Source organism: Brasilonema sp. UFV-L1 (assembly GCF_012912105.1).
Classification (GTDB): Bacteria; Cyanobacteriota; Cyanobacteriia; order Cyanobacteriales; family Nostocaceae; genus Brasilonema.
Map to the genome: position 1 here is coordinate 1 of NZ_QMEA01000015.1, position 13,083 is coordinate 13,083.

The window sequence follows — 13,083 nt, forward strand, 5'->3', positions numbered from 1 at the left end:
CATCTGGACGCTAAATCAGAGATTATAGCGCCAGCCTTCTCTCCGAAATAGGTAAGCCCTAAACCGCATGGAGGTGGAGCGATTGCCTACGGCAGAGCTACGCTTAACGCTAAAATCAAAGTTAAGAACTTATCAGTAGTGCAGCAGTTAGTGGATCAACAACCAGACGTAATACTCAAAGAACTATGTGAACGTTTTGCGACTCAAAGTGGTATTGAGGTTAGTATTGCTACCATGCACCGTGCAGTTCAAAAGTTGGATTTGACCACTAAAAAAAACACTATATGCCAGTGAGCAAGATACCCCACGAGTAGAAAAGTTACGGTTTGAGTATCGTGATTGGGTGCTAAGTATTGATCCACACAACTTGATATTTGTTGATGAGTCTGGTTTAAAGTTAGGAATGACTCGACTGTATGGACGAGCTAGCAGGGGCGAAAGATTATACGATTCGTGTCCTCGCAACCGAGGACAAAACATATCGTTAATTGGGGCTTTGAGTGTAGATGGACTGATTGCTACCATGAGTATTCCTGGTAGTGTGAATACACAAGTATTTGTAACTTACGTACGCGATGTGTTAGTACCACAGTTATGGCAAGGAGCTGTGGTGGTAATGGATAATTTATCAGTACACACTGCTAGTGTGATTAAAGATTTGATTGAAGCGGCTGGCGCAAAACTTGTATTTCTACCTCCTTACTCGCCAGATTTATCCCCCATAGAATTATGCTGGTCAAAACTGAAACAATGTGTACGTGCGGGAAAAGCTACAACCTATTCGGCTTTGAATCAAATTTTAAGTCAAATAGTCAATGAAAAAATTTCCTCTGATGATGCTTGGGGTTGGTTTGCTCACTGTGGTCTATTCATGTGAAAACCGCTGTAAGCCCAAAATCCTTTGCACAAATGCGAAATTTCGCGTCTCTATATGCCTAAGAGGATGTCTGAAAACTTTAAGCAAGGTATATTTTGTCATTCTGAGCGTAACGAAGTGGAGCGAAGAATCCCAGTTTGTCGTTAATTTTTGAGATGCTTCACTGCGCTGGCGCTCCGTTCAGCATGACATTTTTGACTTCTCAGACATCCTCTAAGTGTTATTACAATTGAGGAAATTTATTATGGTTTAACAGCGAAGCCTAATGCTAGAATCCAAAACTGGTTTGAAAACTTTCTCTTCACTCACTGTCAAATTTTCCCTATCACTTCAGAAATTGCAAAGTGTTCGGGTGAATTGAGAGGCCTTTTGAGGACTCAAGGGAAACCGCGCTCTCAAGCTGATATTCTTATTGCAGCAACAGCTAAAATACATTCCTTGACCCTTGTTACTAGAAATATTAAAGATTTTGAGGGTTGTGGTATATCTACATTGAATCCATTTCTTTGAATATTTCTCCTATATCAAGAGTGCGATCGCTTGCTTTAACCTTTTCAAAATAAGTGCGACCGCCTTTACAAGAGTATGATTATTCTGGATGAGATCGCCTGTTTTAACCGTATTGCCACCAAGTGCGATCGCCTTTACAAGAATATGAATATTCAAGGTATAATTGCCTGCTTTAACCCTATCACCAAAAGTGCGATCGCCTTTACAAGAATATGAATATTCAAGGTATAATTGCCTGCTTTAAACCTATCACCACCAAGTGCGATCACCTGCTTGAACTCTATCACCACCAAGTGCGATCGCCCGTGCTAAAGTACCAGATGCGATCACCTCTACGAGAGTTATGAATATAGCAATTTTGGCAGTGTAAAACCGTAATTACATTGAAGATGATTGCTTAAACTGGTGGTTGAAGTCGTTAGCACCAACTGAGAAACCGACTATGCAACGATTAAGCCGTGGGATGCTAGGACGTACTGCCTTTCTTTAATAGCCTGGGTGTTAGGTGTTCTGCAATACCAGCCAACCGAATTGCATTGCAACCCAGTTGGTAAGCAAATTCTACCGGTTTCCCAGCACCCAAGGCATCGTAAAATCCGACTGCAAATTCAATCGCTGCCTTATCCCCAATTGCCTTATTCATCCCAATTACGTAAGGGATGTGTTTAACAATTGCCTCTGCTTGCACTTCAGAATAACAAGCGTTAAGTACAACGCACTCAACTTCACTGGCAAACAACTTAAATACTCCAGCGAGTGCTTCTGCGTCTACAAACCGCACCTGTCCAGTTTCATCCTCTAGTGCTAAACCTTCATCTCCTGCACCGTGACCGGAAAAATGAACGATTTGCGGCTTTACGTCTAAAAGGGCGCGATAAACATCTCGCACGCGCACAGCCCACTGCTGCTTGATCTCGAACTGTTCCCGTTTTTTAGCCCGCTGCAATAATCCTGCGTCAATATCTCGCACCTCTTCGCCTAAACGCAGGGGTAAAGTGGTTTTCGGATTTACTGCTAGAATCAAAATTGTTCTAGTGGCAGAGGCGCTAGCAACTTCATGAAAGGTATGACGCTTTTCAAGACGCCAAAGCCGACGATTCATTTCTTCTTGGCGAGCATTTCCGTCGATAGGTTCAGATGTTTCTGGAGAGCTAATCAACAAACTTGTAATATGCGACCAAAAATGCGAAATATACGACCAAAAATTATTGCTTTTATGCAAATATTCAATCAGCTGCTTAATCTTATCGGCTTCGGCAACCATCCCTCGCTCTATGAATAAGCTTCTAGCCGTTTCCAGTTTTTTGATAGCTTCTTTTTTGTTACCTTGCTTGTAGAGTATAGTTCCCAGCGCACTATAAGCTGCCGCAACCTTACAGTCAATGCGAATTGCTTCTTCAAATATAGATATAACTTCTGCTTCGATATAACCCTGCTGTTGCAGGTCATTTCCTAGGCTAGTGTAAGCTACTGCTACAGCTTCATCCGTAAGTCCTAAAGCTTGCTGTATATTCTTCAATTGGTAGTAAATTTTTCTATTAGTACCATCTGGATTCTGATCAATCGCTTTCTCCAGTTCTCGTTTATATTCCTGTATTTTTGATTCGTAATCATTATAATCATTAAGATATAACGTGGAGCTATTTACCCTGATAAATGCACGGGTTGTGATTTTTCTGCTACCTTTAACCGTGGATGGAGAAAAAAAGTCGAAAACTGCTCCCATTATACAATTACTTGCTTAATTTTGGAAAAAGACTTAACAAATTGTCACTAATAGAATTTTTAATTAATGCCAGTATGCGACGACTTGGACTTGAGACAAATTTGTGCAAAGTTAATTATAACAAGAGCGCCAATCTTAACTTAAGCTTGTCAAATTCCCCGCTTTTAATATAAATATATTTAGCCTTTACCCAATAACTACTCTAAGCCTAGAAAACTAGCTCAACTTTGTCCCTAGCGAAATGTTGAGTTTTAAACCTATCAAAATGTGAGTTCGACAAAGTGCGATCACTCCCAAATTTACAGCCAAACAATTCCCCGATTTACTGCAACAATCACCGCTTGTGTACGAGCGCTCACGTTCAGTTTGCTATCGTGAATTTCCTGTGCCAAGCGGTTGCGTTCTGCTAATATGGATGTTTGTTCAGCCTGCTTACGATTCGTGATATCCTGTAGAGACACAATGACATATATCTCCGCTCCGAAAAACCTATACAGAACTAGTCAAAACTCGGCAAATCTGTACAACGTCGGAGCGTGCAGACTAAGTCTTAAGTGACTACGTTGAGATGGTTACGACACCTACAAGTAAACGCCAGCTTGTAGCTTCTGTCGAAGACGGTTAAGGAATTAGTGAACAGGTTTATAGCTATAGTGCTGTCTTCCTAACAAGCCATCTCAACATTGTCGAGGCAAACTTAACTGAGAAATCAGGCTGGCAGAATATGCCATATAAGCAGGTCTTGTTTGGCAAGACCTGTACAAAATGACCAGAAATGTACAGATGTGTCCAGCAATCAAGTTACAGTTTCTAGCCCCAAAAACGCTCACCGTTGAAGATTTTCTCTCCCAATACCGAGACAATCCTCGCTATGAATTGGCAGACGGAGAATTAATTGACATGGAACCCACTGGTCCTCATGAAACGGTGAGTGGTAAAATTGCAACGCAAATTGGTATCTATCTTGTTGCAGAACAACTTCCCTGGTTTATTCCTCGCACTTGCTTAATTTACCCCTTCGCAGATGCAGCCACAATTCGTCGTCCTGATGTCGTGGTTCTCGATGAAACCGTTCTCAACCGTGAACCCCTTTGGGAGCGAGAACCCGTAATTACGCTGGGACGTTCCATTAAATTGGTGGTTGAAGTTGTTAGCACCAACTGGGAAACTGACTACGCTCGCAAAGTTGAAGAATATGCGCTCTTAGGAATTCCTGAATATTGGATTGTGGATTATCGAGGATTGGGTGGTGTGGCATTTATTGGTAAACCCAAACAACCTACTTTTACTGTTTGTCAATTGCTTGAAGATACTTATAATCAACAACAATATCGGTTAAACCAAGCAATTAACTCGCCACTTTTGCCGCGTCTTCAACTTCGCTTAGATGATATCCTTCCTCGTTAAGTGGTTGCATCCCACCCCGCGCATCCCCTCCCTTTACCACTACGGTGTACACACATCTTACTTAAAACCTCACCCTCGCTTTTAGCTGCGCTAAAATCTTTCCCTCTCCTTGGTAAGGAGAGGGATGCCTGATAGGGCTTCGAGAAACAACTCATTCGCCAGTATTTCAGGGAGGAACTAATGGAAGAGTCACCAATTTATCAAGAAATACTAGAAAAAGGTGCTAAGAAAGGAAAGCTACAAATCTTAACCCGCCAACTTTCACGGCGATTTGGCACAATTTCTTCGCAATTACAGCAACAGCTTCAAGCACTGTCGATTAACCAGCTAGATGATTTAAGTGATGCGCTGTTTGACTTTTCTGAAATATCCGACTTGGCAGTTTGGTTGCAAAACCAGCAGTAATTCAAATTATTTGCACTCGCCCCTACGAACGCATGAATATTAGAGGTGTAACGCCTAAGATTGAGTTGTATAGGTAGATAGAGTTTCAATATGTTAAATGCTGTAGAGTTTCAAGCAAAAATTCAAAATGGTTTCATTCAAATTCCCGATGAGTACAAACAAGAACTTGGTGAAGGAGATGATATTAGAGTAATTGTTTTGGTTAAGAAAAAATCATTTTCAAAAACAGACATAATTGATGAATTGACTGAGAATTCTGTTCAAGTGAATGGTATACTCAGCCGTGAGGAAATTTACAGTCGCTAGTCATGACTGCTGGTACATTTTTTTGGGTAACTTTTTTGGCTTGTGTTAATATGCTGTGGTTAATAGTCGATGCCCGATCATGCCAAAGAAAATTAGGGAGCTAAAACAAAAGCTACTTCAAGCCGGTTTTACGAAACTCCCAGGCAAAGGAAGTCACACCAACTGGATACATCCTTTGTACACAGGGAAACTAACAGTTTCTGGCAAAGATAGTTCGGATGCGAAACCTTATCAAGAAAAGGATGTACAGCAAGCTATAACAGAAGTAGAACAGAAGCAACAGCAACAGAAGCAAGAAGATGAGTAAATTTAAGTATCAAATGTTGATTCAATGGTCAGAAGAAGACAACTGCTTCTTGGTTGGATTTCCTGATTTTCCGGGACAGCGTTGGCGAACTCATGGTGATACTTATGAGGAAGCTGTTGCAAATGGTATTGAAGCCCTAGAGTCTCTAATTATGGCTTATAAAGCAACAGGCGAACCACTTCCAGAACCAACCGTTAATAAAGCGGCTTAGTAGCAAAGAAGACAAAAACTCGAAGAGGACGAATCCGCAAGTTAAGAAGTTGCGTTGGTAAAATCCCTATTACACACAGGCAAGTATTACGATTGGCAATAGAACAATACTAGCGGTTCAGCCCTCTGTTGAAAAGTTTCTTAATCTTCAAACAGGCGATCGCGCAGCGGCGGCTTCCGCATCGCCTGATTAATCTATTTGACACTCTCCGTCCGCGCATGAGCGGAGATTCTTAAGACATCACTGCCTTAATATCCTGTTTGCACAGGTTAAGCGGCTCACCACGTTTGCCCAAAGGGCGTAGTGATATCTCCTCTGTGGTTGTTTCGGGCGTAGACTTTCCCCCAGTCCGGGGGTAGGTTTTGAAATCTTGTACTGATGTGAATATTTTAACATACTTGACTCAAGCCTAAAGGCTTTCACAAAGGCTTTCATCCGACGCATTGTCCCCTAAAAAATTGGGCAGGCTTACTACTACGAGTACCCTACTACGCCGACAGATTAACAAAACAAAGCCTGCCCAATTTTTTTACGTGTAAGACCCCGCCCTTGCCTGAAGTACGGAATTCGGCACTACGTGCCTGTTCCTCAAGGGTTTTCAGCCTGCCTTCCTTATAAAAATTAACTATCACTCATAAGTGCAGCGAGCAAAATCCTGAGTACTGCTTCCAATTCTTCAGTCACTCGGTAGAGGTTAATCGCTTGTTCTATACTTTGTGTTTGTCGGTATAATATACCAAATTGCCAAACATTACCTGTCGTTACTGCTCCCAATATTTCTGCTTGAGTGGAATCAGTCCATCTATCAAGGGCTATCATTTCAGTTGCCAGTTGTGTAAATCCCTTGTTTATATCTGCTTGCTTGGCTTCTATCACAATTAAATTAGTCTTTGTTCGCAGGTAATAATCCAAATTACCTTGAAGTCTATTGTCAACTTTAATACTATATTCGATTCGTAATTTAGCGCGGGAATAGTGGATTAAATCAGTGATAATCGGCGCAATTAGCATTTCCCGGCGTGTCGCTTCGTTCTCTAAATCCACATACGGTAATACTTCTTCAATCCGCTGTTTTAAATCGAGAAGTCGGTCTAATGTACCTGAATATTGAGGCAAATCGAGAAATTTACGCTTCATAGAATAGCCAAATTCAGCTACTAAATCGTCAACTGCAAACCCTAACTCAAAGTAATTACTAAAAGTATACGAGCGATTTGGGTCTAGCAATGGTTGGCGGCTCATTTGATTCCTCACTTCTAGGCTGAAATTTTTCACAAAAAAGCGAGGTATCTGTTTGTGCATCCTCTACCCCGCTTTTGTGCTTGTTTTTGTTAATCTTCAAACAAGCGATCGCCTCTATGCAACCGATGTGCAATTTGATATGTTTGGACTTGCGATCGCATTGTCGGTGCGTGTGCCGCTAAATACCTAGTCACAGCAACCAAAACGTGAATACCAGCAGGAGTTTCACCCAAAACAGAATACTGACGGAAAGCTGCTTCTACTTCTTGGATAACATGAAATTCCCGATTTTCTCGCAGCATTAATTTACCAATCATTGCTAGTAATCTTTGTGGATTGCCACCACCGTAAAGATACTGAGCCACCAACTGACCTGCTTCGTTCACCTGCTGTTGACGATTCAACAACTCCGGTAATTGTGCAAGCAATTCCTCTGGATTTTCAACTGGTTGTTTTGGTTCTGGAAGTCGGGCAGGTGGCACATTCAAAAAGCGGTTGAGGTAGACACTCATTGCACCATCGAACACACCCCGAAGTAACTCTAACGATGGCACCCGTTGCAATCCTTGATGAACTGCATTGGCAAAGGTGAATGGATGGTGTGCTGTGTCCCAATCTCCAAAATCGTTATTGGTATTAAATCGGGCAACACGCAGGGCAGCTGTGTAGGCAACGACACCTGCCAATTGTTCTTGGGTGCAACCTTCTCTCAGTGCAGTCAATAGCGCGTCAGCTATAGCTTGGGCATCTTCACTTAAGAGAATAGGAACCAATTGTTCCCGACTTGACCAAGTTCCCCAGCGAGGTTGTCCTTCCTCCAAAGCTGCGGGTAACTTCTCAAACGCAGACTCTAAAATTGCGACTAAATCCACAGGGTAACGCCAGGAATTCGACTCTTCCATGCGGGAGGCATTTGCCAAGCCAGAAATCAAACTTGCTAAGACTTTCTGGGCACCCTGCCAATGAACCGCATCAAGTGCTTCTAACGCTTTGTTAATAAAATCGAGTGTATGACCGACATCAATATAGCGGTGGTCTGTAGCAGCAGCAAATAACATATCTGCTATTTGTTTCCTATCAGCACCCATCCGAATTGCAGACACTAAGCAACGTTCTGCTGCTTCACTATCTCGTCGTTCGATAAACTGACGGAACCAACTTTTGAGAGTTTTGATGTCAGCAGTGGAATTGGGCAATGGATGAACCACAAAGTGAGGTGGCGCACCTCCACTGTCACGGGCGACAGCTGAAAGTCCTTGGTAAAGGGCAAGGGGTCGGTCTTCTGCATCCAAATAAGGCAGCAAGTTCATCATGCAGGTGTGGATGGTTAAGCCTGCGCCCCAACCTTCTTTGTTGTAACGAGTACCAAATTCTAATCCCGTTTGGAAAGATTCGGTAGCATCTCCTCCCATATCTAGTAAGGCAATAACAGATTTGGCAATCACGAGGGAAATGCCTTGTTCTAACCCATCTTGAAGCCGTTGGCGTTGGTGGACATAAGAGTCAACTTGGGGAGTCAAATTCACCCACACCTCGCCATCCCGAATTTCTACAGGAAAGGCACGCACATCATCTGCCCAAGAATCAAATGTTCCTCCACTTGCCATGTCAAAGCGGGCATAGTGCCAAGGGCAAGTGACAATGCCATCTTTACAAGTACTCCCGTGGAGAGGAAAACCCATGTGAGGACAACGGTTATCTATGGCATAGACTTTATTGTCTGAGTAGAAGAGGGCAATAGTGTGCTTTTCCAGATTCACGAGTAAACTTCCTGCTGCTTGGACATCTGCAAGTTTGGCAGCACGGATGTATCGGTTTGTCCCTGTTGGGGGTTCAAAAGTTTGAGTCATATGATTTGATTAGATTGCAAAAAATAACTACTCTTATCCAGGCGGAAGAATAAACGAACCGCAAAGGACGCTAAGGACGCTAAGGAGGAAAGAGAAGAAGAAATAGATAATCTCATAGCACCAAAAGGAGTAATACGCACGTTGCATTCATACAGGTAATCTTCTTTTTTCTTCCTTAGCGGTCTATGCCCTGCGGGCACGCTACGAAGAGCGCGTCTATGTCCTGAGCCCTTCGGGCACGGCTTGAGGCCGAACGGACACGCTGCGCTAACGTGGTTCGTTTATAAAATTATCTCTTTGAACGCAACGCGCGTATAACTTTCATCAAACGACAGCTACAGCATCAATTTCAAACAACATACCGTCCAGCGCGAGTCTTGGTACAGGAATGAGGGTACACGCAGGTGCTTGATTTCCCCACATTGCTTGTACTTCAGCAATCAACTGCTGAAGTTTCGTCTCGTTATGATCAACTATTAGCACTGTAGTCTTTACTACATCTTCTGGATGTGCGCCCGCTGCAGATAATGCCGTCCGAAGATTCACAAAAGCCTGCTTTAATTGAGTTGCAAAGTCGTTAGAAACGAGATTACCATTTTTATCTTCACCACCTTGTCCAGCAATATAGACCGTTTTTGCTCCCGATGGTACAACTGCTACATGGGTGTAGCCGTATTGCGATGGATCGTATAATCCTGTGGGATTGAGGAATTGAAGTCCAGAAGTCTCCAATGCGATAACCTCCTTTTCCTTGCTGGAAGAAAGTTTTGTCTGTTGCTGACGATTTTCTAAAGAAATATCTTTATAAAGTATAGTACTCATTCCTAGTTGACTTTGTAAAGATTTTTCTTTAGTTTGTTGATATGGTCAAACAAAACAACAAAGCAATTGCAATTCGGACACGACGCGCGATTGTAAACCTACTTAAACAATTTGGACCGATGGATGCCTCAGAATTGTCCTCCCGTTTGGGTGTGTCTGCAATGGCTGTCCGTCAACATCTCTACGCCCTGCAAGCGGAACGATTGGTAACTTATGAGGAACAAGCCCGCACAATGGGTCGTCCTGTAAAACTTTGGCAATTGACACCTGCTGCTGAGTGTCTCTTTCCAGATGGTTACGCAGAACTCACGTTAAGCTTAATTCAGTCTGTCACAGAAGCGTTTGGTTCGGCTGGGTTGGAACGTCTGCTGGAAATAAGAACTCGTCAGCAGATTTCAGATTATCAAATGCAAATGACTGGTAAAAATTCACTTCAGGAACGGCTGGAAGCGCTGGCTGAAATTCGTACAAAAGAAGGTTACATGGCTTGTGTTGAACTTCAAGCGGATGGTTCGTTCCTGTTGAGTGAAAATCACTGTCCTATCTGCGCTGCGGCGGTTGCTTGTACAGGACTTTGTGGTCAAGAACTAGAAGTCTTTCAATCTGTCCTAGGTGAGAATACGGTCATTGAGCGCACTGAACATATTGTCGCAGGTGCGCGATGTTGTGCTTATCAGATTTCTTCTAGAGTATAGGTCAATACAGTAAATTTACGTTCATAAGCAAGAAAATGCAAATCAGCCGACTCACTCAGCAAATACAATTCATCCTCGAAATCGACAAACTCAAGCAAATCCTCCGCCAAACTCTTCTTACCGATAGTTCACGTCAAGAAAATAGTGCAGAACATTCCTGGCATTTGGCAATAATGGCGGTAGTATTAGCCGAATATGCTCCGGAGGGAGTTGTCCTGTTGCGTGCTATCAAAATGTTACTGATTCACGATTTGGTGGAAATTGATGCAGGTGATACTTTCTGCTACGATGTGCTGTTAAACGAAAGCAAGCAAGAGCGAGAAGCGCAAGCAGCGTTGCGTCTATTTGGACTTTTGCCAGCAGATCAAGCAACTGAGTTGCGTTCTCTTTGGGAAGAATTTGAAGCACAGGAAACACCCACTGCTAGATTTGCAGCAGCCCTAGATCGTATACAACCCTTACTACACAACCAGCAAACTCAAGGGGGTACTTGGCGTATTCATAGTATTACACGCGATCAGGTGATGAAACGGGTAGCACCTGTAGAGACGGGAGCACCAGAACTTTGGTCTTTTGTGCAGCAAGTCATTGAGGATTGCATAGCAGCTGGTTATCTTAAAGATAATGCTCATGTGTTCTACTCCCAATAGTTCTCCCAATCGTCTTGGAAAGCTTGCTGTAGTCTTGTGAGGTAGGCGTTGGTCTTGATTTTGACCATCCACAAATCAGCGGAACTGCTGCCGCCCTTGCACACGACACCCTCCGCTACGCCGTACTTCCCTGCACGAACGTCCTCCACAAATTGCCCGGTCAGTTTACCCCGGTAGACTATCCGTGCGATTGGGAAGGCGCTAAAATCTTGGACAAATTGTTCCGGCCCAATGATGCCCTGAGTGGTTTCCACGTCAAAGAGAATCAGTTGTTTAGGATCATTCGGTTTGTGCATTCCCGCGAACGAGTTTGCACCCAGAAACTCAGTGAAAACAGTGATTTCTGGACTATTGTAAGCGGGGTTTTCTCGGAAGAGTTGGTCAAGCGGGGCAGCAAGGCTGGTTTGAAAGAGAGTCGGCGCTGCTTCCAGCCCTGGATGCGCCGCGTTAAATTCAGTGATGCCCATGTCATCGAGGTCGAAGCGATCGCGCCGGGTGCCAAACCCATACCACCCCAGTTCAGGTTCCCAAATCCAATGGAGATTGGTGCCATCATACTTCTCAAACGCAATACAGCGACCAGATGGGCAGTTTTTGCTACCAGGAATTTTGGGATACACAAGCTGGATACGAGCCATGAGTTTAATCTTGAATGGAACAGGCAGTAGAAAATTCCCAGAGGGCAAGGCGCAGGACCCTTTCTTGAGAGGGTTTCGGACTCGTTTCCAGCCTGAGTCTGGGAAAGCTAACCAGGAGGCTATCCCTCCTGATTTGATGGAAATAATACATGTTAACTACTCAAGAGGTATTTGAGCCAATAGCGCGTGGCTAGCTCAAAATTGCCTGCCATTCAGACTCAGAGAGTGGTTGCACCTCTAAGCGCATACCAAAACAATCTTCAGCAGCGGCAATTAAAGCTGTCATAATCTTCTCAATATCTAGGTTCTGGGGAAGTTGCACAGAACTAAAAGATTCTGTGCCAAAAACTTGAGTAAATAACTCAGCTGAGGGGTGCAAACGGATGGAACCATGTTGTAAAATTGCTCCTCCTTGTCGCAGTTGGGCGCTACCAATGAGTTTAGTCCCATCTGGCAAAACTAAATCCGCACCAGTTGCAGTGTCAAAACAGTTGGGGTTGTTGATATAACCGCGTCCAGCTGTACCGTATTGTAGTTTTATGTCGAGCGATCGCCACCCTTGAATCAAAAACTCACAAATTTTTTCGTACACTTGAACGCGAGTCCCAACAAGTCCAGATGTTACCACAGCGTAGGTTAAATCACCTTGATGTAACACTGCGCGTCCTCCTGTAGGACGTCGCACTAAGTCCACTTTCTCACCTTGCCAAACTAAATGCTGCCAATGTTCGGGATATCTATGCTGATGGTAACCCAAGGAAATGGCAGGTGGCGACCAAGTGTAAAATCGCAAAGCAGGAGGATGTCCTGACAGGTGCTGTTCTAACAACCACCTGTCAATCACCATCTGCACTTTGCCAGAGGCTTCTAGCAACGGAATAAATCGCCACACTAAAGTCAAGCTGCACCAAATTCAGATTGTAATGCTTCGTCGTTGTTATCGGCGATTGTTGCCACAATAGTAATTAAGCGGGAAGCTTCGCCAGCAGACAAATCTGCAAGAATGCGTGTTGTGAGTACAACCACCTGGTTTTCGATGATGGCGAAACGCGCTTCAAAGGTACCAGATGCATTTGTCTCTAACAACTGTCGTGTCAACTTGGGTTCATCTTTGACGGGTAACTTCAGCACCGCAGACCAAACTGTTAATGTATCTTCATCGGTTGTTCCAGTGAGTTGGACAAACACTTCCACTGTCCCGTACTTGAACTTCCAGCGATAGCCACCTTCAGAAGGATGACTCACCATTGCGCTGTCATCTTGTTCTAGCGTGTCGATAACATTTTCGATGATCTCCACGTAATTGATGTCTTTTGTTTCTTCGATAATCTCATCAATGAGTTCATCAGTGGATGTGGATTCAGTCGCAACCGTTTGTTGATTGGATTGGTAGCTTGTCATACAGATTTTTGCCTCAACAGCATGATTGTTGCATCT

General features: G+C 43.6%; 18 protein-coding genes and 1 pseudogene. 11 read left to right on the plus strand and 8 right to left on the minus strand.

Annotated features, from left to right (window positions below):
* Positions 1–283: 283 nt before the first annotated feature.
* The 4 genes and pseudogenes from DP117_RS07045 to DP117_RS36910 form a co-directional block, all read left to right on the plus strand.
* Positions 284–877: pseudogene (locus DP117_RS07045) on the plus strand (IS630 family transposase); the annotation flags it as partial.
* 273 nt (positions 878–1,150) lie between these two features.
* Positions 1,151–1,387, plus strand: a complete 237-nt coding sequence (locus DP117_RS07050) for a type II toxin-antitoxin system VapC family toxin (protein WP_339381051.1) — start codon at positions 1,151–1,153, stop codon at positions 1,385–1,387.
* 75 nt (positions 1,388–1,462) lie between these two features.
* On the plus strand, positions 1,463–1,603 hold the full coding sequence (locus DP117_RS07055; protein WP_169217612.1) for a hypothetical protein: 141 nt from the start codon (positions 1,463–1,465) through the stop codon (positions 1,601–1,603).
* Entirely contained in the window at positions 1,600–1,734 is a 135-nt protein-coding gene (locus DP117_RS36910) for a hypothetical protein (protein ID WP_282440263.1), read from the plus strand. Before DP117_RS07055 ends, DP117_RS36910 begins: the two co-directional genes overlap by 4 nt.
* 119 nt (positions 1,735–1,853) lie before the next feature.
* Here DP117_RS36910 and DP117_RS36035 read toward each other — a convergent pair whose 3' ends face one another.
* Positions 1,854–3,113, minus strand: a complete 1,260-nt coding sequence (locus DP117_RS36035; protein WP_248277569.1) for a CHAT domain-containing protein — start codon at positions 3,111–3,113, stop codon at positions 1,854–1,856.
* Between the two features lie 299 nt (positions 3,114–3,412).
* Complete coding sequence (locus DP117_RS07065; RefSeq protein WP_169217611.1) at positions 3,413–3,574, minus strand: hypothetical protein; 162 nt, start codon at positions 3,572–3,574, stop codon at positions 3,413–3,415.
* Between the two features lie 304 nt (positions 3,575–3,878).
* Between DP117_RS07065 and DP117_RS07070 the strand changes: the two genes are divergently transcribed.
* From DP117_RS07070 to DP117_RS07090, 5 genes are all read left to right on the plus strand, one after another.
* Entirely contained in the window at positions 3,879–4,520 is a 642-nt protein-coding gene (locus DP117_RS07070) for a Uma2 family endonuclease (RefSeq protein ID WP_248277570.1), read from the plus strand.
* A 180-nt stretch (positions 4,521–4,700) separates the two neighbouring features.
* Positions 4,701–4,925, plus strand: coding sequence for a DUF4351 domain-containing protein (locus DP117_RS07075; protein WP_169217613.1), 225 nt, complete (start codon positions 4,701–4,703; stop codon positions 4,923–4,925).
* Positions 4,926–5,015: 90 nt separating this feature from the next.
* Positions 5,016–5,231, plus strand: a complete 216-nt coding sequence (locus DP117_RS07080) for a hypothetical protein (RefSeq protein WP_169217614.1) — start codon at positions 5,016–5,018, stop codon at positions 5,229–5,231.
* 79 nt (positions 5,232–5,310) lie between these two features.
* Positions 5,311–5,538: a type II toxin-antitoxin system HicA family toxin gene (locus tag DP117_RS07085; protein WP_169217615.1), complete on the plus strand. Its 228-nt coding sequence runs from the start codon at positions 5,311–5,313 to the stop codon at positions 5,536–5,538.
* The gene (locus DP117_RS07090; protein ID WP_169217616.1) at positions 5,531–5,749 is read left to right on the plus strand and encodes a type II toxin-antitoxin system HicB family antitoxin; all 219 of its coding nucleotides are present in this window, start codon (positions 5,531–5,533) and stop codon (positions 5,747–5,749) included. Before DP117_RS07085 ends, DP117_RS07090 begins: the two co-directional genes overlap by 8 nt.
* Positions 5,750–6,370: 621 nt before the next feature.
* On the opposite strand, the gene DP117_RS07095 is transcribed toward DP117_RS07090, so the two are convergent.
* The 3 genes from DP117_RS07095 to DP117_RS07105 all read right to left on the minus strand — a co-directional run bounded on the left by DP117_RS07095 (position 6,371) and on the right by DP117_RS07105 (position 9,663).
* Positions 6,371–6,991, minus strand: a complete 621-nt coding sequence (locus DP117_RS07095) for a hypothetical protein (RefSeq protein ID WP_169217617.1) — start codon at positions 6,989–6,991, stop codon at positions 6,371–6,373.
* Between the two features lie 89 nt (positions 6,992–7,080).
* The gene (locus DP117_RS07100; RefSeq protein ID WP_169217618.1) at positions 7,081–8,841 is read right to left on the minus strand and encodes a Rieske (2Fe-2S) protein; all 1,761 of its coding nucleotides are present in this window, start codon (positions 8,839–8,841) and stop codon (positions 7,081–7,083) included.
* A gap of 324 nt (positions 8,842–9,165) precedes the next feature.
* On the minus strand, positions 9,166–9,663 hold the full coding sequence (locus DP117_RS07105; RefSeq protein ID WP_169217619.1) for a RidA family protein: 498 nt from the start codon (positions 9,661–9,663) through the stop codon (positions 9,166–9,168).
* Positions 9,664–9,704: 41 nt separating this feature from the next.
* On the opposite strand from DP117_RS07105, the gene DP117_RS07110 reads away from it, so the two are divergent.
* Both DP117_RS07110 and DP117_RS07115 read left to right on the plus strand, forming a co-directional pair.
* Positions 9,705–10,358 (plus strand): metalloregulator ArsR/SmtB family transcription factor, encoded by a 654-nt coding sequence (locus DP117_RS07110; RefSeq protein ID WP_169217620.1) that lies wholly within the window; start codon positions 9,705–9,707, stop codon positions 10,356–10,358.
* A 35-nt stretch (positions 10,359–10,393) separates the two neighbouring features.
* On the plus strand, positions 10,394–11,008 hold the full coding sequence (locus DP117_RS07115) for an HD domain-containing protein (RefSeq protein WP_169217621.1): 615 nt from the start codon (positions 10,394–10,396) through the stop codon (positions 11,006–11,008).
* Here the strand turns inward: DP117_RS07115 and DP117_RS07120 are convergent.
* From DP117_RS07120 to DP117_RS07130, 3 genes are all read right to left on the minus strand, one after another.
* A complete protein-coding gene (locus DP117_RS07120) occupies positions 10,996–11,646 on the minus strand; it encodes an RNA ligase family protein (RefSeq protein ID WP_169217622.1) in 651 nt (216 codons plus the stop codon). The genes DP117_RS07115 and DP117_RS07120 overlap by 13 nt on opposite strands.
* Before the next feature lie 190 nt (positions 11,647–11,836).
* A complete protein-coding gene (locus DP117_RS07125; RefSeq protein WP_169217677.1) occupies positions 11,837–12,493 on the minus strand; it encodes a biotin/lipoate A/B protein ligase family protein in 657 nt (218 codons plus the stop codon).
* A gap of 50 nt (positions 12,494–12,543) precedes the next feature.
* Positions 12,544–13,047, minus strand: a complete 504-nt coding sequence (locus tag DP117_RS07130) for a YbjN domain-containing protein (protein ID WP_169217623.1) — start codon at positions 13,045–13,047, stop codon at positions 12,544–12,546.
* Positions 13,048–13,083 lie beyond the last annotated feature (36 nt).

Excerpts from the sequence above, each read along its gene's own strand:
- DP117_RS07055 (WP_169217612.1), top strand. The coding sequence starts at position 1,463 with ATGATTATTCTGGATGAGATCGCCTGTTTTAACCGTATTGCCACCAAG.
- DP117_RS36910 (WP_282440263.1), top strand. The coding sequence starts at position 1,600 with ATGAATATTCAAGGTATAATTGCCTGCTTTAAACCTATCACCACCAAG.
- DP117_RS36035 (WP_248277569.1), bottom strand. The coding sequence starts at position 3,113 with ATGGGAGCAGTTTTCGACTTTTTTTCTCCATCCACGGTTAAAGGTAGC.
- DP117_RS07070 (WP_248277570.1), top strand. The coding sequence starts at position 3,879 with ATGACCAGAAATGTACAGATGTGTCCAGCAATCAAGTTACAGTTTCTA.
- DP117_RS07075 (WP_169217613.1), top strand. The coding sequence starts at position 4,701 with ATGGAAGAGTCACCAATTTATCAAGAAATACTAGAAAAAGGTGCTAAG.
- DP117_RS07080 (WP_169217614.1), top strand. The coding sequence starts at position 5,016 with ATGTTAAATGCTGTAGAGTTTCAAGCAAAAATTCAAAATGGTTTCATT.
- DP117_RS07085 (WP_169217615.1), top strand. The coding sequence starts at position 5,311 with ATGCCAAAGAAAATTAGGGAGCTAAAACAAAAGCTACTTCAAGCCGGT.
- DP117_RS07090 (WP_169217616.1), top strand. The coding sequence starts at position 5,531 with ATGAGTAAATTTAAGTATCAAATGTTGATTCAATGGTCAGAAGAAGAC.
- DP117_RS07095 (WP_169217617.1), bottom strand. The coding sequence starts at position 6,991 with ATGAGCCGCCAACCATTGCTAGACCCAAATCGCTCGTATACTTTTAGT.
- DP117_RS07100 (WP_169217618.1), bottom strand. The coding sequence starts at position 8,841 with ATGACTCAAACTTTTGAACCCCCAACAGGGACAAACCGATACATCCGT.
- DP117_RS07105 (WP_169217619.1), bottom strand. The coding sequence starts at position 9,663 with ATGAGTACTATACTTTATAAAGATATTTCTTTAGAAAATCGTCAGCAA.
- DP117_RS07110 (WP_169217620.1), top strand. The coding sequence starts at position 9,705 with ATGGTCAAACAAAACAACAAAGCAATTGCAATTCGGACACGACGCGCG.
- DP117_RS07115 (WP_169217621.1), top strand. The coding sequence starts at position 10,394 with ATGCAAATCAGCCGACTCACTCAGCAAATACAATTCATCCTCGAAATC.
- DP117_RS07120 (WP_169217622.1), bottom strand. The coding sequence starts at position 11,646 with ATGGCTCGTATCCAGCTTGTGTATCCCAAAATTCCTGGTAGCAAAAAC.
- DP117_RS07125 (WP_169217677.1), bottom strand. The coding sequence starts at position 12,493 with ATGGTGATTGACAGGTGGTTGTTAGAACAGCACCTGTCAGGACATCCT.
- DP117_RS07130 (WP_169217623.1), bottom strand. The coding sequence starts at position 13,047 with ATGACAAGCTACCAATCCAATCAACAAACGGTTGCGACTGAATCCACA.